Consider the following 21,688-nt stretch of genomic DNA (forward strand, 5'->3'; position numbering starts at 1 on the left):
TTATCAGCTTATATTTGAGAGGAGTTTTTATCAATGGCAAAAGTAGTTTGTTTTGGAGAAATTATGCTGCGGCTGCAGCCCCCAGGATATTCCCGTTTTGAACAGGCAAGTACATTTGAGGCTGTATACGGCGGCGGCGAGGCCAATGTGTGTGTTTCATTAGCCAACTATGGCGAAGAGGCGCTTTTTGTTACGAAAGTACCGGAAAATCCAATTGGCCAGACGGCTGTTAATGAAATGCGCCGGTACGGAGTCAATACCCGCTATATGGTGCGCGGCGGCGAGCGCTTAGGAATTTACTTCTGTGAGAAGGGAGCTTCGCAACGGCCTTCCAAAGTAGTATATGACCGCAAGTACTCTTCCATTTCTACGGCTACCAATGCTGACTTCAACTGGAAGGAGATCTTTGAAGGGGCTACCTGGTTCCACTTCACCGGCATTACTCCTGCCCTGGGTGACAGTGTGGCCGAAGCAGTTCTGGAAGCATGCAAGGCAGCAAAAGCAGCAGGGCTGACTGTCAGCTGCGACCTTAACTTCCGCAAAAACTTATGGACGAGTGAAAAAGCCGGTAAGGTTATGTCTCAATATATGCAGTATGTAGATGTATGTATTGCCAATGAAGAGGATGCAGAAAAAGTATTTGGCATCAAAGCGGCTGATACTGATATTGAAGGCGGCAAGCTTAATCACGACGGTTACAAGGATGTTGCCAAGAAACTCAAAGAAAAATTTGGTTTTAAAGCAGTTGCCATTACACTGCGCGGCAGTATTTCTGCTTCCGATAACAATTGGGCAGCAATGCTCTATAAAGACGATGAGTTTTATTTCTCCCGCAACTATGCGATCCGTATTGTCGACCGCGTTGGTGGCGGGGACTCTTTCGGCGGTGGCCTGATTTACGGCATGCTGAATAATTACAGCAATCAGGATGCGCTGGAATTTGCCGTAGCAGCATCTTGCCTCAAGCATACCATTGAAGGTGACCACAACCATGTAACAGTGGCAGAAGTAAAAACACTGATGGCCGGTGATGGCTCAGGCCGGGTTCAACGGTAAAAAACCCCCCCTTTTTTGCCGCTGGGACTTTCACGTTCCGGCGGCATTTATCTATTCAATGTGAGGAGGAGCAGAGATGAAAATTGCCCGCTTTCATTATCAGGATCGCGAATTGTACGGTGCAGTTGAGGAACAGCAGGTTAAAATAATAGAAGGCAATATTTACGGCAGCTATCGTGTTACGGAAGAAGTTTTGCCACTGGCGGACGTCCGGCTGCTGGCACCTGTGAAACCTTCCAAAGTAATCGGCGTGGGTTTAAATTACCAATCGGTTGCTAAGGATAAAGGGGTAGAGTTTCCTGCAGAACCAATTCTGTTTTTAAAGCCTCCTTCCGGAATTATTGGACCAGGAGACAGTGTTATCATACCGGAACTGGTAAAAAAACCAGTATTTGAAGTAGAACTGGCAGTGGTTATCGGTAAAACCGCGAAAAATGTTACCGAAGAAACGGCGCTTGATTATTGCCTGGGTTACACCTTGGCTAATGACATAACCGCCAAAGACCATATGATTAAAGGGCAGCCATGGGCTAAGGGCAAATCTTTTGATACATTTACTCCTGTGGGGCCTTACATTGTAACAGGAATAGACCCGGAGAATACCGAAATAACATTATTGCTGAATGGCGACCAAAAACAGCACAGCAGTACTCAGGATATGATCTTCGGCGTCCGGAAGGTCATCGCTTTCATATCCCAGGTGATGACGCTGGAAGCAGGGGATTTGATCATTACGGGAACACCACTGGGCGGTGGAGACTTTGCTGCCGGTGATGTGTTTACCTTAGCCAGCCCTGCGATTGGAACCATTACGAATCCTGTACGCTAGAACGGAGAGTCTTATGCCCGTAACAATCAAAGATGTTGCAGCCCGGGCAGGGGTGTCGAAAACTACGGTGTCGCACTACCTAAATGGCCGCTATGACAGCATGAGTAAGGAAACAAAAGAGAATATTGCCCAGGTTGTCGAAGAGCTCGGCTATCGGCCGAATGCGCTGGCGCGCAGTCTAAAGCAAAAGAAAACACATACTGTGGGTGCGATTGTAGCCAATATATTAAATCCGTTCTCAACCAGTATGATTCGTGGTGTCGAGGATTATTGCAATCAGCACGGATTTAGCCTGATTTTGTGCAATGCCGATGAAGACCCTGTAAAGGAGCGGGAATATCTGGAGGTCTTAGCAGATAAGCAGGTAGATGGGCTTATCATTAATACTACCGGGCATAACAATGAACTGGTGAAAAGCTTGAATCTGCATTTGCCGGTCGTGTTGATTGACCGTAAGGTTCCGGAAATTAATACGGATACCGTAACGTCAGACAGCAGAAAGGGTGTTCAATTGATGATTGACCACCTTATCCGACAAGGACGCAGGGAAATTGCTTTTTTTACTATGCCCTGCCAGGAAGTGAGTCCCCGGCTGGAACGTGTATTTGGCTATAAGCAGGCCCTGGCTACCCATGGCATCGCCTGTAAACCGCATTTACTGGTGGAAACGGCTTTAGATGAAGCCTCCATTATAAGTGCAATTAAGACGGTGCTTGCCGCACCTGTACCTCCTGCTGTCATTTTTGGCGCGAATAATCTGATGACGATGGCAGTTGTGAAGGCCTTAAAAAAATTAGCTGTTGCTATTCCGCAAGATATAGCGGTTGTCGGTTTTGATGACTGGGAGTGGGCGGAGCTGATTGATCCGCCGGTCACGGTTGTCAGTCAGCCTACTTATGCTATGGGGCAGGAAGCGGCTGCGCTGCTGATTAAACGGCTTAAGAGTAAAAAGAACCGCCGGAAACCGGCAGTAATTTTATTTGATCCTGAGTTGGTGGTCCGTAAATCTTGTGGTGAATAAAGGAAATGCCTACAGCAATTTGCAGTAGGCATTCTTTGTTTGCGGAAATCACATTCTGCCTGTTGCTCTGTTATTCCGCATGGTGAAATAAGTGGGCTCTGCCGGAAGTTTCGCAGGGATTTTGCCTGTGCATGTGGTATAGTAGATTCACGATGATGGAATATTGTTCCGCATTGTGGAACTTGATGTGAGGCGAACATGGAGAAAAGAAGCACAGATGTACAGTCATTACAACGGGCCTTCGATATCTTAGAAACAATTGGCAATAGCAGAAAGGGAATCACGCTGCGGGAAATCACGGAAAAGACCGAATTGCCCAAAACAACGGTGTATCGGCTGCTGGGTAACCTGGAAAGCAGGGATTATGTTCGCTGTACGAGCGGCGGCTTTTACGAGCTTGGCTTAAAGCTGCTGATGATGAGTCAGCGGGTGGAACAGAAATTTCAGCTCAAACATGCAGCGCGCCCTATTCTCCATCAGTTAAGAGATTTCAGTGGTGAGACGGTTCATCTCGGTGTACTGGAGAATAATCGTGTAATGTACATGGATTCGGTAGAGAGCAATCATCCGGTGCGGTTAGTGGCGAGAATAGGCGCTACGAATTCCATTCATTGTACATCACTGGGGAAAGCGTTACTGATAAACAGTGACGACAAGGCAATTGAAAAATTACTTAGTCTGCAGATTATGGAAAAGCGTACGCCGTATACTATTACTGATCCGAAGGCTTTTCTTAGTGAAATGGCAGAAGTCCGCAGGCTTGGGTATGCTCTGGATGATCAGGAAAGTGCCGCTGATTGCCGGTGCATCGGTGCCCCGATTTATGACCACCAGGGAAAGGCAGTGGGGGCTATCAGCATATCAGGGCCGGTATCCAGATTTTCGCTGCCTGTAATTCATAATTCCATTGCGCCCAGGCTGTTGCAGTCTACCAGACAGATTTCGCAGTTTTTAGGCCTGATTGCCGAGTAGCTTGAGAGGCGGCAGTCAATATAAGGAGGTGAGAGGCGGCTGTTTTACCTGCTAGCGTGCGAATAACCAGCTTTATCAAAGCTGGAATAATAGGAGGAAATAAATATGGATATCCGTTATGGTGCACATCCCGAAGATGCTAAAACGTATGATACAAGCCGGCTGCGTCAGGAATTCCTCATTCAAAATTTATTTGTGCCAGGCAAGGTTACGATGGTGTATAGTCATGTTGACCGCATGATTACCGGTACTGCTGTTCCTGCAGAGCCGCTTGCGCTTGAAGGCGGTAAGGAAATGGGCTCGGCATTTTTCCTGGAACGACGGGAATTGGGAGTCATTAATATTGGTGGTCCTGGAACAGTAACCGTGGATGGCAAAGAGTATAGTATGGACAAATATGACGGATTATACGTGGGCATGGGTTCCCGTGAAATTGTCTTTGCCAGCACTGATTCCGCCAATCCTGCCAAGTTCTATTTTAACAGTGCCGCTGCGCATAAAGCATACCCGACCATAAAAGTGGGTATCACAGATGTTCAGCCTACGCGTCTGGGAACGCAGAATCAGTCAAATGACCGTACCATATATAAATATTTTCATCCCGAAGGCGTACAAAGCTGTCAGCTGGTAATGGGCATGACCGTGCTTGAACCGGGCAATATGTGGAATACAATGGCGTGTCATACGCATGAAAGAAGAATGGAAGTATATTTGTACTTTGAATTGCCAGAAGATGCAGTCGTTTTTCATTATATGGGAAAACCGGATGAAACACGGCATATTGTCATGCGCAATGAAGAGGCGGTTATTTCACCCAGCTGGTCCATACACTCCGGTGTTGGTACTTCCTGTTACCGCTTTATCTGGGGAATGGCTGGTGAAAACCAGACATTTAATGATATGGATGGGGTGGCAATGACATACATCAAATAATGGACTGTAATTCACCAGCAGGCAGCTGGATTATGGACCGGTAATGTATAGGAGGCTTGGATTATCATACTAGAACAATTTTCATTAGCAGGTCGTACCGCTATTGTAACCGGAGCCAGCCGAGGCCTTGGTGAAGGAATGGCGCTTGGTCTGGCTCAGGCCGGAGCGGACGTCGTAGTTGTGGCAAGCTCGGATAAAGTGCACGAAACGGCTGCTAACATTCGTAAGTTAGGGCGTAAGTCGGTAGCGATTCAAGCTGACCTGGGGAGTACCGAACCGATTCCCCAGATTATCAATACCACCTTGGCAGAATTCGGTAAGCTCGATATTTTAGTTAATTGTGCCGGTATTATTCGCCGCGCACCTGCAGCGGATTTCAGTGAAAAAGACTGGGATGAGGTCATGAATATTAATCTCAAGTCCTTGTTTTTCATTTCTCAGGCTGCTGCCAGAGAAATGATGAAGCAACGGAAAGGAAAAATCATTAATATTGCCTCGCTGTTGTCGTTTCAAGGCGGAATTCTTGTTCCTTCCTATACGGCGGCTAAGTCGGGCGTTGCCGGACTGACGAAAGCGCTGGCGAATGAATGGGCCGAGCATGGAATCAATGTCAATGCAATTGCACCTGGTTATATGGCTACCGAAATGACTGATGCCTTGCAACAGGATGCTGACCGGGCAGGTTCGATTTTGGCGCGTATTCCGCAGGGACGTTGGGGGACACCGGAAGATATGCAGGGAACGGCAGTATTTCTGGCTTCCGATGCAGCCAGCTATCTGCAGGGCCAGGTAATCGCCGTTGACGGCGGCTGGCTGGGACGCTGATTGAGAAATTCCCCGGTATCAGAGACAAAGGGGCTTTCCCATAGGGGAAAGCTCTTTTGTCTTTTTCATTTATATTATGTTGGTTGACAAAGAGTTTTGCCGCGAACTATAATGTGGATATGGATTTTGTAACAAAAGGCCGAATGGTACACTTTTGATTGATTGGAGGTCGAGTGATGCAGGACAAATGTAGTTTTGGAGAAATACAGAATCTGCTTGTCTATCGTAACTTACTTGCAGATAAGCTGGTTAGCACCATGCAACATGTGCTGAACAGCAACGGAGAAGACAAGCTGCTGTATGAGGTGTATGCCGGCCTGATTGAAGAAGCTGAGAAACATGGCCTGCAAGGAGATCTCTGGAAAAGCTATTTAGTGTATTTAATTTCCCGTGATGAAAATGTATTTAGTACAACGGTGGAAAAACGAAACGGTCAGATCGGTACCGGGCTGAGACGTGCCGTTATGCATGATTTGGCAATTATACGACGGTTGCTGCAGCTTAATAATGCTGAAATGCGGGACAGCGTGCTTGTTGGCGATTTTACGCCAACTGAAGCGGTAGAAAAAGATCAGAACGGAGCGGCACTGCTCGAGCTTTTTGCTGTGCAAGCTGATCAGGAGTATTCCCTTGATCAGCTGGTTGATAAACTGATTGCTTATTATCTGCAGCACGGCTGCGGTAGTGTGGCCGGTTATGCGGCCTTTCGCTGGGATGATGCAACCGGGCTGGTAGGGATTAAAGACCGCGACCGGATCAAACTGGATGATCTGGTCGGTTATGAAAAGCAAAAACAGGTGCTGGTAAGAAATACCGAAGCTTTTCTGGCTAATAAGCCGGCTAATAATGTGCTGCTGGTTGGAGCGAGAGGGACTGGAAAATCCTCCTCGGTAAAAGCGCTTGTCAATTGTTATTGGAAAGAAGGCCTCAGACTGGTTGAGGTACAGCGGCACCAGTTTCAGTCTTTGCATAAGATCATCAGCGAGCTTCGGGGACGGAGTCAGCGGTTTATCGTCTTTCTTGATGATCTCTCGTTTGAAGAATCAGAGACCGAGTATAAGTTTTTAAAATCGGTTATCGAAGGAAGTCTGGAGTCGCGGCCGGATAATGTGTTGCTATATGCCACCTCCAACCGGCGCCATCTCATCCGCGAAAGCTGGTCCGACCGGGCTGATGCCCAAGACGTCCACTCGGCTGATTCGGTACATGAAAAAATTTCACTATCTGATCGCTTTGGTATTACGCTGACCTATCAGGCACCGGATCAGAAAGATTATCTGCATATTGTAGAAACACTGGCGAAACAGCACTCGATTAATCTGCCGGCCGCCGAGCTTAAACAGCAGGCCTTGCGCTGGGAACTATCACACTCGGGCCGGTCCGGCAGGGTCGCTCAGCAGTTTGTAAAACATATTATCGGTAGTAACTTAAGTTAACTATAAAGGGTTTATTTTGAAGGGGGATATTAGGTATGGCTAAGTTGTATTATGATTTGGATGCGAATTGGGATGTAATTCAGGACAAAAAAATTGCTGTAATCGGGTATGGCAGCCAAGGGCATGCGCATGCTCTTAACATGCATGACTATGGGCTTGATGTAACGGTTGGTTTATATGAAGGAAGCAAATCCTGGGACAAAGCCAAAAATGACGGTCTAAAGGTAGCGGTAGTAAGTGAGGCTGTTGCCAGTGCAGATGTTATTATGATTCTTATCCCTGATGAAAAGCAAGCCCAAGTATACCGTGAATCAATTGCACCAAATTTAAAAGCCGGTGCTGCCCTGGTTTTTGCCCATGGCTTCAGCATTCATTTTAATCAAATTGTTCCCCCGGAGAATGTGGATGTCTTTATGGTTGCGCCTAAAGGTCCGGGACATCTGGTCCGGCGCGAATATCAAAAGGGGAAAGGCGTTCCCTGCCTGATGGCTATTCATCAGAATTATACCGGCAATGCCCAGGAGCTTGCCTTGGCATACGCCCGCGGTATCGGCGGGACCCGGGCAGGTGTATTGCCGACAACCTTTAAAGAAGAAACGGAAACTGACCTGTTCGGTGAGCAGGCGGTATTGTGCGGCGGGGTTACTGAGTTAATTAAAGCCGGTTTTGAAACACTGGTAGAAGCCGGTTATCAGCCGGAATCTGCTTATTTTGAGTGTATGCATGAAATGAAACTGATTGTTGACTTGCTGTATGAAGGCGGTCTGGCCAATATGCGCTATTCGATCAGTGATACGGCTGAGTTCGGTGACTATCAAATCGGCAAGCGAATCATTACAGATGCAACGCGGGCCGAAATGAAAAAGGTTCTAACTGAAATTCAAACAGGTGAATTTGCTAAACAATGGATTCTGGAGAACCAGGCAAACCGTCCTGGCTTTAACGCTGTTCGCCGGCGCGAGGCAGACCACGCTATTGAAAAAGTAGGCAAAGAGCTGCGGGCCATGATGCCCTGGCTGAAAGAATAATCTTAGTAACAGAGGCAGCACCGGATTACTTTTGTCCGGGGCTGCCTCTAAATTATTGTATTGGCGTACAGTACAAGAGCCGTGGAAAGCATCAGAAAGTGGTATAATGAAGTGAATGCCAGCAACAGGAATAGGAGGAATTTCCTTGCCGATCGAGCAGTTTAAACAAGATACGGAAAAAGAAAAGTACGTCCATTCGGTATTCACCGCAATTGCCCACAGGTATGATTTGCTTAATACAGCACTTAGCTTTAATCAGGATAAATACTGGCGACGGTTCGCCGTTAAGCAAGCCGCCTTACCGACGGGCGGACGGGCACTGGATGTGTGCTGCGGTACAGCTATGCTCACCCTCGAACTGGCTAAAAATGTGATAAACCCCAGGGTAACCGGTTTAGATTTCTGTGAGCAAATGCTGACAGTGGGGCGAAAAAACGTGGCAAGCTCAAATTATAGCAGTACAGTTGACTTGGTCCAGGGCAATGCTATGGAGCTGCCGTTTGCTGATGATACGTTTGACTGCGCTACAATCGGCTTTGCCTTACGCAATGTGCCTGATATTAAACGGACAATAGCGGAGATGAGGCGGGTCGTGAAACCAGGCGGGCGTGTTGTGTCGCTGGAACTTGCCAAGCCGAGTGCCCCTGTTTTTAAACAGCTGTATTATTTGTATTTTGAACAAATCCTGCCGCTGCTGGGCAAACTGGGAGTGGGGATAGACGGACCGTACCGGTGGCTGCCGGAATCACTGCGGCGTTTTCCGCATCAGTCGGTAATTTGTGACTATTTTACGGAAGTCGGTTTGCAACAAGCCCGTTACTATGAACTGACGGGTGGAATTGTGGCTGTACACGTAGGTATAAAATAACAAAGGCCGCCCGGTTTACCCGGCGGCCTGTTCTTTTAGGTTAATTATTTAATTGAAATACCATGCTCACATCCGCGCTTACTGACAATGTACCGGCGCTGACCGGTGTGGAGGAGGCCATATCCGCTTTGTACATCCGGACGTTTTCCCCTACGGGCGAAAAATATCCGCTAAGGTTTACGGAAGTTGCCTGTCCCAGCGAAGCACCAAGGGTGTCGGCAATCAGTGCCGCTTTGTGCTTGCCGTCCAATACGGCTTTAGCCAAAAGCTGGTCTCTTAACGCACTTTCGTCATTTACAGCAAAGCGTAAGCCGTTGATCTGATTGGCACCGGCCTGGGAGGCTGCATCAATAACTTGTGATATTTGGGTAAAGTCAGTTACTTTTACGGTAACGGTATTCTGAACCCGGTAACCGGCGATGACTGCCAGATCATCATTTTTCGTATTTTGTTTATACTGGGGCTGCACCGAAAATCCGGAAGTTTGTATTTGATCTTTGCTGATGCCGAGCAGCTCGACAGCAGTGTAAATCCGGTTCATAGTAGTATCGTTTTCTGTTTTGGCTTTAGCCACATCGGCACCTGTAGTGATAATCCCTAAAGAGATGTAAGCCGTATCAGGCACAACAGCCATCTCGGCATGCCCTGTTACCGATACGGAGGGGCGTTCGCCCTGCTCGGCTGAGGCTGGAAGCAGTGAGGTAAACAATAAGGTAATAGCAAATAATCCGGCAATTAATTTTTTCATTTTGAAACTCTCCTTTGGTATGTATTTTCCTTTACTATAACGTGTATGGAACAGAAAGGTAACGGTTACGATAATAAAAATCTTATTTATTCAGGCAATGAGCTACTTGACTTTATAAGGCAAGCTGTTATAATCGATAATAAGTTTACAACTGAACGCAATGACAGAGAAGCTGAATGCTGTGTTTTTCAGAGAGCCGGCGGATGGTGTGAGCCGGTGAGCAGGCAGGACGTTCCGCTCTTGAGCGGCTGATGATGAATCATGACGGGTCCGCCCGGTAAAGCGGGTAAAGTTGGCCGTATGGCAATTTGGGTGGCAACGCGGGAATAACCTCTCGTCCCTTTGGGATGTGAGGTTTTTGTGTTTTTACCTGGCTGCTGACGCTAAAATGGGTGGCACCGCGGGAAAAGTCTCGCCCCAGTTGCTGGGGAGAGGCTTTTTTATTTTTAAAAAAACAGGAGTTGATTTTTGTGACAGCAAATGAAATCCGGGTACATAATTTCAATGCCGGGCCGGCAGCGCTTCCACTGGAAGTTTTACAGCGGGCGCAGGCTGAGCTCACTAATTTTAACGGAACAGGCATGTCCATGCTGGAAATGAGTCATCGCAGCCCGGAGTACGAAGTTGTGCACAATGAGGCTAAAACGTTGTTGAAAGAACTGCTGGCATTACCCGAAGGGTATGAGGTACTGTTTTTACAGGGTGGTGCCAGCTTGCAGTTTGCCATGATTCCCATGAACTTTTTGCCGCAAGGTAAAAAGGCGGCTTTTGCAATGACGGGGGTATGGGCGGAGAAAGCTTATGAGGAAGCAGCTAAAATGGGAGCTGTAATGATAGCTGCCAGTGCCAAGGAAAATAACTATAGCCGCATACCGTCTATTCAGGATTTAGCCTATGACGATGACTGTGCCTATCTGCATGTTACTTCCAATAATACGATTTTTGGTACTCAATGGCGGGAATTTCCGGAAACGGGCAAGGTACCATTAATCGCCGATATGTCCAGCGATATTCTTTCGCAGCCGTTTGATGCAAGCAAGTTCAGCCTGATTTATGCAGGCGCGCAAAAAAACCTGGGACCGGCAGGAGTGACAGTGGTTATTGTGCGCAAAGAGCTGCTGGATACGGCAAATAAGAATTTGCCTACGATGCTGCGCTATCAGACCTATGCGAAAGATAATTCCCTTTATAATACGCCGCCTACTTTTAGTATTTATCTGGTTAATTTAGTGTTGAACTGGATCAAGGCGCAAGGTGGATTAGCTGCTGTTCAACTGCAAAATCAACGTAAGGCAGCTGCAATTTATGAAGCAATTGATAACAGTAACGGTTTCTATATTGGGCATGCGGACAAGGACAGCCGGTCTCTGATGAATATTACATTTCGACTTGCTGATACCGGTTTGGAAAAAAAGTTTCTTCAGATCGCCAAGCAAGCTAATTTCGTAGGTCTGGCAGGGCATAGACTGGTGGGCGGCTGCAGAGCTTCGGCTTATAATGCCGTTCCTTATCAATCTTGCCTGGCTCTAAAAGAACTGATGGAAAAATTTCAAAAAGAAAACGCCTAACTTGTAGTAGTTTGGCGCAGGATTTAAATGTAGCCGAACAGAAAATGATTAGAATTAGTCTGTTGGTATAACACTAACAACAGCGTATTTTGCCTGGACAGGTGTAATCTATGGGAGGCAGCGGGATTACGGTGAGTCCGATTCGTCTGAGGGCGCTTGCTGAGCTACCGGTTTAATTTGAACAGCAATACCACCTGTAAGCGGGGCCAGTAAGTTAAATATGGCGCAGTAAACCACAGCTCCCAGGCCGGTGCACAGGCCGAGCGCCAGTGCGATAAAGGCTCCACCCAGCATGCCGAGAATATCCTTCTCCATGATACCGATAATGAGCCCTCCTAGACCGAAAAAAGCTGTTCCTGCAAGGAAAAACACCCGAAAAGCAGTCCAAGGTGAAATGCGGATAATTTCCTGATTATACATACGGTTCACCCCTTACTTAATGGGAGGATGATTTTATGGCTAAACACGTTTATGACATTGCGGTTGTTGGCGGCGGCCCGGCGGGACTGTCGGCAGTGCTTACCGGAAAGATCCGTAAAAAAGACATTGTGCTGTTTGAGCGTTCCGATTTTAGTCCTAAATTACAAAAAGCCCATGTAGTCGATAATTATCCTGGTATGCCGCAAATCACCGGCAAAGGAATGATGCAGAGTTTTGCATCTCATTGCTTATCGTATGAGCCGGTTGTAGTGAAAGACAAAGTTGTGAACATTTTTCCCGGTGATCCGTTTACATTGGTTACACCTGGAGATGTTTATGAGGCCAAAACGGTTATTATTGCCTCAGGTGTGGTAGCGACAGCTTTATTCGGCGGCGAGAAAGACTTCCTGGGCCGGGGCGTGAGCTACTGTGCCACTTGTGACGGGATGTTCTACCAGGATAAAGATGTAGCTGTTATTTCTTATACGCCTGAAGGTGAGCATGAAGCACAGTACTTGGGAGAATTATGCCGCAATGTATATTACATTCCCCAATACAAGGCGCAATTGCCTAAATTGCGGACGAATATTAAAGTTCTGCCGGGAATACAGCCCAAGACGATTACCGGTGATACTACCGTAGAAAAATTGGTTACAAATCAGGATGAGTTAAAGGTTGATGGTGTGTTTATTATGCGTCAATCGGACCCGGTTGAAAATTTACTGCCCGGATTAGAACTGGATGGAGAAGTAATTAAAGTGAATCGGGATATGTCAACCAATTTACCGGGGGTATTTGCCGCCGGTGACTGCACCGGCAAACCCTGGCAGATAGCCAAAGCTACCGGGGAAGGCCTGGTAGCGGTGTTAAGTGCTATCTCTTATCTCGATAAAAATGCCAGAGAAGAGCAAAAGTAAAAAACAGGGCAATATACCCGAACAGGGGATATAAGGTGGATACCAGGTTGGCGAATCCTACCTGGCTGAACAAAAGAGCCACAATTGCTGCATTTAGAAGGCAAAGCCAAAATGGCATTCCGGTTAGAGACTGCAGTTTAACCGTACAACCGTAGAGGCTGGCCATTGCTGTGCTGAACATGGCCTTAACCAGCATGAGAGCATAACTGAAGTGATTGAAGTTATGCTGAGAATTGGACACATAGAGCATAGGAACTTCAAAACTGAGTATGTCGGGATAATGCAGCATAATGACCAGAATAATGATCAGCCCTAATACGGCAAGCAGTATACCGCCCAATACTCCCCCCCAGACGCGCACCGAACGGTCTTTAATGTCCCGGCCGAGTGGTGCTAATACGGTGGCACCGAGGATCAGGTTATAGGAAACATAGAGCAGACAGGCCAGCAGCCAATGGGGCGCGGGAGAAAGCTGCGGTTGGGGCGGCAAAGCTAACAACGACCAGGAGAGCTCTGAACAATGATGTGTCAGTGAACTGATGCCGACTGTTAATGTAGACGCAATCAAAAGGGGAATCACCAGGAGATTAACCAGGGAGATACCCTTTACGCCAAATAGAACGGTAATTGCCACGGCAAGGACCATTGCAATAGAGCCGGTGTTATAGCTGATGTCAAAATAATCCCGGCTTACGGTACCCGTTCCTGACAGCATAATGCATAAGCCGCCAAAAAGGAAAAGGGCTGAAACCGAATCCAAAACAAGTCCTAGGCGTGGTCCGCAAATATAGTAAAGCACCTGGTGATAATTTGTAGCCCTCAGCCTGTATCCAAGTTCAAGGATCCGTGCCCCCAGCAAGGCAAATAAAAAGCCTGAGAGCAGCATGGCTATAAGGCCGATTGCTCCATAAGAAACAAAGAATTGCAATAATTCCTGGCCGGAGGCAAAGCCGGCACCAATGACGGTGCCGGCATAGGTCGCGGCTACGCGGGCAATATCCAGCAGACGGCCCATGATGACACCTCCCTTCCTACTACTTGATACATATGTATGAAGTAGTAAAGCAATTCTTACATGGATTATTATTCCAGCCTGCGTTTTCAGATAAATAATTATGACCGGCCTTTTATGACAGGAAAACCAAAATTATTTAAAAATTCGTGTTTTTTCGACAAGGATTTCGGTGTGGCCTGGCGAATAGAATAGAACGGATTGAAATTTACATTATTTGTTAGGTTTGATCTTTGCTTAGATTTATTAAAGTTAGGATTGACCCTGTATAGTCCGGACTGTTATCGTCATGCTGTAGGCCTGATAAGCTTGCGTGGTAGCTCTTTCATACTTGTTTAGCAGCACTACTCAACAATCGTTTTACGGCAAGTTTGGAGGCAGAAGTTCTATGTGCGAAATCTATTTTAATTGTATAATGGAGTCTATTGAGACACGTTCTTCTCAGGGTTGGATTATTATTAATCCTCAGTATGAAGTGGTATACGTCAATGACAGTTTTTGCCGTATGTGGCAATGCACTCGCGAAGCTCTGCTGGGTAAGTCTTTGCTCCAGTGGTATGCCGGACATAAGAAAAACAGCGAAGGAAATTATTTTGGTCCTTTAATTGAAACGATGGCAACAGGCGTGGAAATGCAAAATGTAGAGGCCTGTTTGCAGAAATTCCTAAGCGATGAGCGGATTTGGCAATTAGTTGACACTTTCTTGATCCGGGACAAACAGGGGAAAGTAGAATACGGCGTTGCCAGTTATAGTGTTATCGAAAAGTTCAAAGCAATTGAACAGCAGCTTAACAGTATTAACCTAAAAGTAATTAAGGCTTTTTCAAAAGCAATCGGGGCCCGTGACGTTTATACGATGCAGCATAGTGAAAAAGTGGCTGCTTTAATGTTTGGTTTGGCGGAAGCAATGCTGTTGTCACCCGGTGAAGCAACTGTAGCCTATTTGGCAGGTATCGTTCATGATATCGGTAAAATAGGCGTGCCAGAGAATGTGTTAAACAAGCCAGGGCGGCTGAGTGAGGATGAGTTTGCACTCATGAAGCAACACCCAGCCATAGGCGCTGATATTTTGCGTCAAATTGATGGTTTCGCTGATATAGCCACCATTGTATTGCATCATCATGAACGGTATGATGGCAAAGGGTATCCCCATCAAATTGCCGGTGAATGTATTCCTCTCTTAAGCCGTATGCTGGCTGTATGTGACAGCTATGATGCGATGGTATCGGATCGCTGTTACCGTCAGCCGGTCACAAAAGCACAAGCAATGGCTGAAATTGAAAGGTGCAGTTCAAGCCAATTTGATCCAATGGTTGCAGAGTGTTTTTTGCGTTTTGTAAGCAGTAATTTATCGTGGAAAGCCGCTGATTAGTTTAATTCCAATACTTTACAAGGATAATTGTATACTGTAGAATATTAAGGTGAAACTATAGTGGACGGTTGCAAGCCGTACCGGAACGGGAAGTCGCTCTCGTCAGGCGTGCTCAGACGGGGGCTTTTTGTTTGAATTGATTATGTTATTTCTCATGTTGTGAAGGACAGCTGTTTCTACAAAAAGGTGTCTTTTGCTAATGCAGGTAGGAGGTTTCAATCATGCTTGATATTCGTTTTATCCGTGACAATACTGATAGAGTTCAGCAAGCTCTTGCCAACCGCGGTGCCGCCGTTGGGCTGGAGGAGTTTTTGCGTTTGGAAAAAGAGCGGCGCGAACTGCTTCAGCAAGTGGAATCGCTGAAAAGCAAGCGCAATGCAGTATCGCAGGAAATTAGCCAAATGAAAAAAAATGGCCAGAATGCAGATGCGCTGATTGTTGAGATGCGCGGCGTTGGTGATTGCATCAGCGAATTGGATGGTAAAATACGCGAGGCAGAAGCGGCGTTAGGTGATATTGTCATGACAATCCCGAACGTTCCTCATGACTCAGTGCCTGTGGGCAGTGATGAAAATGCCAATCAGGAAGTGCGTCGCTGGGGTACTCCGGCATCGTTTGATTTTGAACCGCTGCCACATTGGGAAATTGGTGAAAAACTGGGCATTCTTGACTTCGAAAGAGGCGGCAAGGTAACGGGCGCGCGTTTTACATTTTACCGTGGTTTAGGTTCGCGTCTGGAGCGGTCTCTTATCAGCTTTATGCTCGATTTACATACTGGTGAACATGGCTACACGGAATTTTTCCCGCCATTTATCGTAAATCGCGACAGCATGGTAGGTACAGGTCAGCTGCCTAAGTTTAGCCAGGATATGTTTAAACTGGAAGGGCTGGATTATTATCTTATCCCTACGGCGGAAGTGCCAATTACCAACTATCATCGCTCCGAAATATTGGATGGAAAAGATTTGCCGCTTTATTATACTGCCTATAGTGCCTGCTTTAGAGCAGAGGCCGGAGCTGCCGGACGCGATACACGCGGTCTTATCCGCCAGCATCAATTTAATAAAGTGGAAATGGTGAAATTCAGTTTACCTGAAGAATCTTACAATGAATTAGAAAAACTGACGAACAATGCCGAACGGGTCCTGCAGTTACTGGGGCTGCCTTACCGGGTAATGCTGCTGTGCAGTGGCGATATGGGCTTTGCTTCGGCGAAAACCTATGATCTGGAAGTATGGCTGCCGAGCTTTAATAAATACCGCGAAATTTCTTCGTGTTCCAATTTCGAAGATTACCAGGCACGCCGGGCAGATATTAAATTCCGGCGCGAGGCAAAAGCAAAACCGGAATTTGTTCATACTTTAAATGGCTCTGGCGTGGCTATTGGACGTACGGTCGCGGCTATATTAGAGAATTATCAGCAACCTGACGGATCAGTGATCATTCCTGAAGTACTGAGACCGTATATGGGAACAGACCGGATAAAAGGCTATAAGTAAGATAAAAGGAAAGCAGGCATCAGTATCTGATGCCTGCTTTATAAGTTTTTTATAGAATGGCAGGAAAAGGTTTTGAATTTATTGAATAGTTACTTTAAACTATAACTAAAATCTATATTTCCACAAATTGCTGCAAAGATAAAGCCAGTCTACGCTGGCTTAACAAGCAGAAGGACTCTTGTTGTTTGAATAAAGCTAGTCAATAAAGTAGTCTGGTGAGAAGGTAGCGTAGAAGAACCAGTAAGCGTATAGTAGATCTAAATCATCCAACGTGGCTGAACTCATCGTTACTCCCCCTTCGCAAATTTTAAACAAAAAACCTCCACATCAATTGATGCGGAGGCTTCATTGCCTACACGTGTAATTACTTTTTATTGTACTAAAGGGTAGGTGCGGTGTCAAGATTAAAAGCGGATTTTTGTTAGGAATTTTCTGGAAATTTGCAATCAATAGAGAATAGTTATAGGTGTATAATGGAAATTTATTTTAGGCTGTTTTTTAAAAGGACTTTGTAGAAAATCAGCGAAAGTAAAACGGGAGCTTAATCATTAAAAAAAGTAAAAGGGGGAATTTTTTGCATGCGCTTTACAATTGGAAAACAAATACTTACCGTTTCTTTGTTAGTTGTATTGGCTTTTACAGGACTTAACCTGTATACATACTATCAATTGCAAGTAATTGAACAAGGTTATGACGGAGTAATTCAACGCAGTGTTCCTTTAGTGGTTGAAGTAAAAAATCTTAATATCGAAGTGAAGGCTCAGGCAGCTGCTGTCCGAGGCTACATCATCAGCGGCGACAGAAAATATGTATCTGAGTATGAGCAGTCTACCAAAGCGGTTAAGACAACAATGGACAGCCTGGAGAAAAAGCTCATTACGCCGGAGGGAAAAGAAAAAGTAACAGGTCTCCGCAATGCCTTGGCCGAATACAACCGGGTTGCGGATCAAACAATCGTCACCCGTACGGAGAAGGGCTTGGCTGATGCAGCACTGGTGATGAATACGGCAAAAGAGAAAAATGAAATAGCGGAAAAGCTGATGGTTGACACGGTTGCATTTCTTACGGAAAGAATGGACCTGAGGACAGAACAAAACAAAAATTTGGCTGATAGTATTGAACGGATCATTATTATTTTAGATGTAATTATCCTCGTGTGTGCAATAGCAGGTTCAACCTGGCTGATGCGGCGCATATCCCGCCCGTTGGCCGATGTTGTTACAGCAGCTCATGATATTGCCGATGGAGATTTGCAGATTAAGCAGATCCGGTATGCGGGTGATGATGAAATTGGCGATTTACTGAAAGCATTCTCTCACATGGCCAAAAATCTGCAGGAGATTGTCACCCATGTTTCAAGGTCTGCTGAGCAGGTTGCGGCAGCTAGTGAACAATTGACGGCAAGTGCCGATCAGTCAGCTCTCGCAGCCGGACAAGTGGCGGAAACTATAACCTCTGTTGCGGCAGGCGCTTATACGCAAGGAACAACAGTTGAGCATACTGCCGACATTGTGCAGGAAATGGCAAGAGCGATTGGACATATTGCAGAGAATTCGAGTACCGTTTCTGCCCGGTCGGCAGAAACAAGCAAAGCGGCAACGATTGGCAGCCAGGCGATGCAGCAGGCTACTGATCAAATGCAGGCGATTAATCGCTCAGTCAGCCAGTCGGCTGAAGTAGTGGGGAAATTGGGCGAGAGCTCGAAGCAGATTGGGGAAATTGTAGATGTAATCAGCGGCATTGCCGGACAAACGAATTTACTGGCCCTCAATGCAGCTATTGAGGCTGCCAGGGCGGGTGAGCAGGGACGCGGCTTTGCGGTTGTTGCTGATGAAGTGCGGAAATTGGCGGAACAATCTCATGAAGCGGCACAAAAAATTGCACACATTGTGCGGGAGATACAAGCGGAAACAACTAGTGTTGTTACTGTAATGCAGCAAGGAACGGTTGATGTAGCCCGTGGCAGTGAGGTCATTATTTCAACAGGTGAACGTTTTACAGCTATTGTGAGTCTGGTTGAAAACCTTAACTCTGAAATACAGGAAATTACGGCAGCTTCTGAGCAATTGTCAGCATCAAGCGAAGAAGTGGTGAAGTCGGTAGAATCGGTAAAACAACTGGCCGGCGAGACGGCGGCCAATACGCAGACTATTTCCGCCGCAGCCGAAGAACAATCGGCATCCATGGAGGAGATTGCAGCCTCCAGTCAGGCTTTGTCCAGATTGGCTGATGAATTGCAGATGGTTGTTCGCAAATTTAAAATATAATAGGAATAGTAAAGATAAAATGAGGTGCCGCAAAATGCTTTTTGTAAAGCAAAATGTGGCACCTTTTTTCTGGGAAAACGCTGCTGAGAGAACGTTCGGTATCCAGATTATTCCTTTGGGATTTATCTGACTGCCAGCAAAGGAAGAATGGATAGTTTGTCGAACTAAAACAAATACGTAAATGATAATTTGATATGTACTTGTGAGGCTTGATATGAAAAAGCTAGATAAGCGGTATTACCGGAAACCGCTATTGAAACGTGCTTCTTGTAAAACCAGTGCTGCCATATTGTATCAGTCAGCTCTTGGTCTGCTTAATCGTTTAGAGATGAATGTTTTATTAGAACTGATTGTTAAAAGAGCGGCCAATTTGCTTGACACTCCTAACGGATATTACAATTCTGTAGATCTTGACCGGCAGTTGATGGTCAGAAAAGCCGGTATAGGGATTTATCAAGATGATATAAACCGGACAATGGGCATTCAACAAGGCCTTATCAAACAAACTCTGCAGACCGGCAAGGCTGCAATTATCGATGATTACAGCGCTTGGGAAGAACGGCTGCATGATCCTTTCTTTGATAAGATCCGCGCGGAAATGCAGATCCCCATCATCATTGATTCGGTTATTGTCGGTGTTTTGGGCCTGTCCTTTACTGAGGCGGGGCGCCGGTTTGCCGGTTGTGATATTGCTCTTTTTGAGCAGTTCTCCACAATCGCTGCTATAGCTATTGATAATGCAATGCTATACGCTATGGCAAAGCAGGAATTTGAAGAACGCGAAAAAACACAGGCGCATTTGCTGGATATTACTGAAAATATGCATGATATTATCAGCAAGGTCAATCAGGAAGGAATCGTCGAATATATTACCAGCTCCTGTGAAAAAGCTACAGGGCATGCTGCAGGCGCGCTATGCGGAACGTATTTTTGGGACTATGTTCATCCTGATGACCGGGAAACCATCCGGGAAACCTTCTTTTCCTTTTTAACTAGTGGTGAGCCAGGTGTTTATTGCCATAGAATCCTATCAGCCTCGGGCCGGGAAATTTGGCTGGAAAGTGTTGGTGAGCGGATCTTTGAGAATGGCAAGGTCATGGGAGCGGTGTTTGCATCGCGGGACGTAACCGACCGTATGCAGGTGCAGGCTAATTATCAGGCAATATTCGGACTGGTCAATGATGGTATTGTTTTGTACGACCTCGAAACACTCCATGTTCTGGAAGCTAATAATAAGGTCTGTGAGTTTTTGGGGCTTTCTAAAGATGAGGTATTGAAAATGAATGCCGAGTCGTTAGGCAGCGGTGAATTTCCTTACGATTCTTCGCAAATACAAACCTGGTTTCAGAAGGCTATTGCCGGAGAACGTCCTTTATTTGAGTGGAAAATTAAAAATGGCCAGGGACGGCACGTAGATGTTGAAGTCAATCTTAAACAAGTAAACATCACTAATAAAAGCTACATAATGGCAGTCGTACGGGATATTTCCGACAGGCGGGCAGCAACGGAAAAAATCTATCGGCTTGCTAACTACGATGCACTTACCGGCCTTCCCAATAAGCGGCTTTTTGAAGACCGTCTAAGCATCGCCCTGGCACATGCCAAAAGAAATGGTGAGAAGCTGGCAGTTCTCTACCTCGATCTGGACCGGTTCAAAACAATCAATGATTCTTTGGGACATGATACAGGTGATGAACTGTTGCAAAAGGTAGCCGGCAGGCTGCAAATGTGTGTGCGTGATGATGATACAATTTGTCACCAGGGTGGTGATAAGTTTATTATCCTGCTGACGGATATTCCTAAGGTTTCCGATTTGCCGCAAATCATTGGTAAATTTCACCTGGCTCTGGCCACTCCTTTAATCAGTAAAGAAACAGAGATTCGGCTTACTTCGAGTATTGGAGTCAGCTGCTTTCCTGATAATGGACATTCGCCGGAAATTCTCATCCGCAATTCGGAATTAGCAATGTATTATGCAAAGGATTCGGGCAGAAATAATCATCAGTTTTTTACGGAATCTTTAAACGAAGGGATAGCCGAGCGTTTATCAATTGAAAGCAGTCTGCGGCTGGCATTAGAGCGCAATGAATTTCTGCTGTATTATCAGCCGCAAATTGATATACGTACGAATGAATTCATTGGAGTTGAGGCGCTGATTCGCTGGAATCATCCACAAAAAGGAATGATATCTCCTGCGAAATTTATCCCGGTTGCCGAAGAAACAGGGATGATTATTCCCATAGGCGAATGGGTAATTCACGAAGTGTGCCGTCAGCATAATATCTGGCTGGACATAGGCTTGCCCGCTATTCAGATTGCCCTCAATCTATCCGCTATTCAGTTCCGGCAGAAGCAATTTCCGACAGTAATAGCGGACATCATCAAAAAATATAATGTTAATCCTTCCTATCTCGAAATAGAACTAACCGAAGGGATTGTAATGGGTGATGATGACGGCGCTATCGAAGAAATGCATGCCTTGAAAAAACTGGGGCTGAACCTGTCAATTGATGACTTTGGAACCGGATACTCCAGTTTGCGCTATCTCTGTCAGTTCCCGATTGATAAGCTGAAAATTGATCAGTCGTTTGTCCGGGAAATGAATGCTGATTCAACTCAACTGGCTATTATCAAGACAATTATTACTTTGGCCAGGCAGCTCCGCCTGCGTGTTCTGGCGGAAGGTGTTGAGAGCAAAGAAGAATTAGAACAGCTGAAAAAGTGTGGCTGTGAAGAAGTTCAGGGATATTATTTTTCCCCGCCACTGCCAGCTGGACAGTTTGTTGAATGGTTTGAAAAATGGAAGCTGCAAAATATATGAAGAAGGGGACGGTGGCTGTGATCAGGTAGAAGCTGCTGTCTCCTTCTTTCCAGTAGACAGCTTTGGGGTATATCAGGCTCTATGCTATAATAACGG

The 21,688-nt window shown here is 46.1% G+C and carries 18 protein-coding genes; 15 read left to right on the forward strand and 3 right to left on the reverse strand.

The features are described 5' to 3' along the window. Positions 1-33 precede the first annotated feature (33 nt). The 9 genes from EV210_RS07020 to EV210_RS07060 all read left to right on the forward strand — a co-directional run bounded on the left by EV210_RS07020 (position 34) and on the right by EV210_RS07060 (position 8,968). Complete coding sequence (locus EV210_RS07020; RefSeq protein ID WP_132077688.1) at positions 34-1,056, forward strand: sugar kinase; 1,023 nt, start codon at positions 34-36, stop codon at positions 1,054-1,056. Positions 1,057-1,132: 76 nt separating this feature from the next. Continuing rightward, on the forward strand, positions 1,133-1,885 hold the full coding sequence (locus EV210_RS07025; RefSeq protein ID WP_132077691.1) for a fumarylacetoacetate hydrolase family protein: 753 nt from the start codon (positions 1,133-1,135) through the stop codon (positions 1,883-1,885). A 13-nt stretch (positions 1,886-1,898) separates the two neighbouring features. Continuing rightward, complete coding sequence (locus EV210_RS07030; protein WP_132077694.1) at positions 1,899-2,906, forward strand: LacI family DNA-binding transcriptional regulator; 1,008 nt, start codon at positions 1,899-1,901, stop codon at positions 2,904-2,906. 198 nt (positions 2,907-3,104) lie between these two features. After that, positions 3,105-3,878 carry an IclR family transcriptional regulator gene (locus tag EV210_RS07035; RefSeq protein WP_132077696.1) on the forward strand — a complete coding sequence of 258 codons (774 nt, stop codon included), beginning with the start codon at positions 3,105-3,107 and terminating at the stop codon, positions 3,876-3,878. Positions 3,879-3,983: 105 nt separating this feature from the next. Beyond that, complete coding sequence (gene kduI / locus EV210_RS07040) at positions 3,984-4,811, forward strand: 5-dehydro-4-deoxy-D-glucuronate isomerase (RefSeq protein ID WP_132077699.1); 828 nt, start codon at positions 3,984-3,986, stop codon at positions 4,809-4,811. Between the two features lie 66 nt (positions 4,812-4,877). After that, the gene (gene kduD, locus EV210_RS07045) at positions 4,878-5,636 is read left to right on the forward strand and encodes a 2-dehydro-3-deoxy-D-gluconate 5-dehydrogenase KduD (protein WP_279388497.1); all 759 of its coding nucleotides are present in this window, start codon (positions 4,878-4,880) and stop codon (positions 5,634-5,636) included. Between the two features lie 176 nt (positions 5,637-5,812). Further along, positions 5,813-7,072, forward strand: coding sequence for an ATP-binding protein (locus EV210_RS07050; RefSeq protein ID WP_132077705.1), 1,260 nt, complete (start codon positions 5,813-5,815; stop codon positions 7,070-7,072). A 35-nt stretch (positions 7,073-7,107) separates the two neighbouring features. Beyond that, positions 7,108-8,100: a ketol-acid reductoisomerase gene (gene ilvC / locus EV210_RS07055; protein ID WP_132077708.1), complete on the forward strand. Its 993-nt coding sequence runs from the start codon at positions 7,108-7,110 to the stop codon at positions 8,098-8,100. Between the two features lie 145 nt (positions 8,101-8,245). Continuing rightward, positions 8,246-8,968, forward strand: a complete 723-nt coding sequence (locus EV210_RS07060) for a demethylmenaquinone methyltransferase (RefSeq protein ID WP_243650462.1) — start codon at positions 8,246-8,248, stop codon at positions 8,966-8,968. A gap of 40 nt (positions 8,969-9,008) precedes the next feature. On the opposite strand, the gene EV210_RS07065 is transcribed toward EV210_RS07060, so the two are convergent. After that, entirely contained in the window at positions 9,009-9,716 is a 708-nt protein-coding gene (locus tag EV210_RS07065) for an SIMPL domain-containing protein (RefSeq protein ID WP_132077714.1), read from the reverse strand. Positions 9,717-10,186: 470 nt separating this feature from the next. On the opposite strand from EV210_RS07065, the gene serC reads away from it, so the two are divergent. Next, positions 10,187-11,284 (forward strand): 3-phosphoserine/phosphohydroxythreonine transaminase, encoded by a 1,098-nt coding sequence (gene serC, locus EV210_RS07070; RefSeq protein ID WP_132077717.1) that lies wholly within the window; start codon positions 10,187-10,189, stop codon positions 11,282-11,284. Between the two features lie 126 nt (positions 11,285-11,410). On the opposite strand, the gene EV210_RS07075 is transcribed toward serC, so the two are convergent. Further along, positions 11,411-11,704, reverse strand: coding sequence for a hypothetical protein (locus tag EV210_RS07075; RefSeq protein ID WP_132077720.1), 294 nt, complete (start codon positions 11,702-11,704; stop codon positions 11,411-11,413). A gap of 35 nt (positions 11,705-11,739) precedes the next feature. On the opposite strand from EV210_RS07075, the gene EV210_RS07080 reads away from it, so the two are divergent. Continuing rightward, on the forward strand, positions 11,740-12,621 hold the full coding sequence (locus EV210_RS07080) for an NAD(P)/FAD-dependent oxidoreductase (RefSeq protein ID WP_132077723.1): 882 nt from the start codon (positions 11,740-11,742) through the stop codon (positions 12,619-12,621). Here EV210_RS07080 and EV210_RS07085 read toward each other — a convergent pair. Continuing rightward, positions 12,578-13,636 (reverse strand): YkvI family membrane protein, encoded by a 1,059-nt coding sequence (locus EV210_RS07085; RefSeq protein ID WP_132077726.1) that lies wholly within the window; start codon positions 13,634-13,636, stop codon positions 12,578-12,580. The genes EV210_RS07080 and EV210_RS07085 overlap by 44 nt on opposite strands. A 385-nt stretch (positions 13,637-14,021) precedes the next feature. On the opposite strand from EV210_RS07085, the gene EV210_RS07090 reads away from it, so the two are divergent. From EV210_RS07090 to EV210_RS07105, 4 genes are all read left to right on the forward strand, one after another. Next, positions 14,022-15,005, forward strand: coding sequence for an HD domain-containing phosphohydrolase (locus EV210_RS07090; protein ID WP_132077729.1), 984 nt, complete (start codon positions 14,022-14,024; stop codon positions 15,003-15,005). A 221-nt stretch (positions 15,006-15,226) separates the two neighbouring features. Next, the gene (gene serS / locus EV210_RS07095) at positions 15,227-16,504 is read left to right on the forward strand and encodes a serine--tRNA ligase (RefSeq protein WP_132077732.1); all 1,278 of its coding nucleotides are present in this window, start codon (positions 15,227-15,229) and stop codon (positions 16,502-16,504) included. Positions 16,505-17,082: 578 nt separating this feature from the next. Then, complete coding sequence (locus tag EV210_RS07100) at positions 17,083-18,771, forward strand: methyl-accepting chemotaxis protein (protein ID WP_132077735.1); 1,689 nt, start codon at positions 17,083-17,085, stop codon at positions 18,769-18,771. A 214-nt stretch (positions 18,772-18,985) separates the two neighbouring features. Then, positions 18,986-21,592 carry a bifunctional diguanylate cyclase/phosphodiesterase gene (locus EV210_RS07105; RefSeq protein ID WP_132077738.1) on the forward strand — a complete coding sequence of 869 codons (2,607 nt, stop codon included), beginning with the start codon at positions 18,986-18,988 and terminating at the stop codon, positions 21,590-21,592. The last annotated feature ends 96 nt before the right edge of the window (positions 21,593-21,688 follow it).

The organism is Anaerospora hongkongensis (assembly GCF_004339805.1).
Taxonomy (GTDB): Bacteria; Bacillota; Negativicutes; order Sporomusales; family DSM-15969; genus Anaerospora; species Anaerospora hongkongensis.

What these genes read in the sequence shown, in the direction of transcription:
- EV210_RS07075 (WP_132077720.1), bottom strand. Translation starts at nt 11,704, where the DNA reads ATGTATAATCAGGAAATTATCCGCATTTCACCTTGGACTGCTTTTCGG.
- EV210_RS07080 (WP_132077723.1), top strand. Translation starts at nt 11,740, where the DNA reads ATGGCTAAACACGTTTATGACATTGCGGTTGTTGGCGGCGGCCCGGCG.
- EV210_RS07090 (WP_132077729.1), top strand. Translation starts at nt 14,022, where the DNA reads ATGTGCGAAATCTATTTTAATTGTATAATGGAGTCTATTGAGACACGT.
- serS (WP_132077732.1), top strand. Translation starts at nt 15,227, where the DNA reads ATGCTTGATATTCGTTTTATCCGTGACAATACTGATAGAGTTCAGCAA.
- EV210_RS07085 (WP_132077726.1), bottom strand. Translation starts at nt 13,636, where the DNA reads ATGGGCCGTCTGCTGGATATTGCCCGCGTAGCCGCGACCTATGCCGGC.
- ilvC (WP_132077708.1), top strand. Translation starts at nt 7,108, where the DNA reads ATGGCTAAGTTGTATTATGATTTGGATGCGAATTGGGATGTAATTCAG.
- EV210_RS07100 (WP_132077735.1), top strand. Translation starts at nt 17,083, where the DNA reads ATGCGCTTTACAATTGGAAAACAAATACTTACCGTTTCTTTGTTAGTT.
- EV210_RS07030 (WP_132077694.1), top strand. Translation starts at nt 1,899, where the DNA reads ATGCCCGTAACAATCAAAGATGTTGCAGCCCGGGCAGGGGTGTCGAAA.
- EV210_RS07050 (WP_132077705.1), top strand. Translation starts at nt 5,813, where the DNA reads ATGCAGGACAAATGTAGTTTTGGAGAAATACAGAATCTGCTTGTCTAT.
- EV210_RS07105 (WP_132077738.1), top strand. Translation starts at nt 18,986, where the DNA reads ATGAAAAAGCTAGATAAGCGGTATTACCGGAAACCGCTATTGAAACGT.
- EV210_RS07020 (WP_132077688.1), top strand. Translation starts at nt 34, where the DNA reads ATGGCAAAAGTAGTTTGTTTTGGAGAAATTATGCTGCGGCTGCAGCCC.
- kduI (WP_132077699.1), top strand. Translation starts at nt 3,984, where the DNA reads ATGGATATCCGTTATGGTGCACATCCCGAAGATGCTAAAACGTATGAT.
- EV210_RS07025 (WP_132077691.1), top strand. Translation starts at nt 1,133, where the DNA reads ATGAAAATTGCCCGCTTTCATTATCAGGATCGCGAATTGTACGGTGCA.
- EV210_RS07035 (WP_132077696.1), top strand. Translation starts at nt 3,105, where the DNA reads ATGGAGAAAAGAAGCACAGATGTACAGTCATTACAACGGGCCTTCGAT.
- EV210_RS07065 (WP_132077714.1), bottom strand. Translation starts at nt 9,716, where the DNA reads ATGAAAAAATTAATTGCCGGATTATTTGCTATTACCTTATTGTTTACC.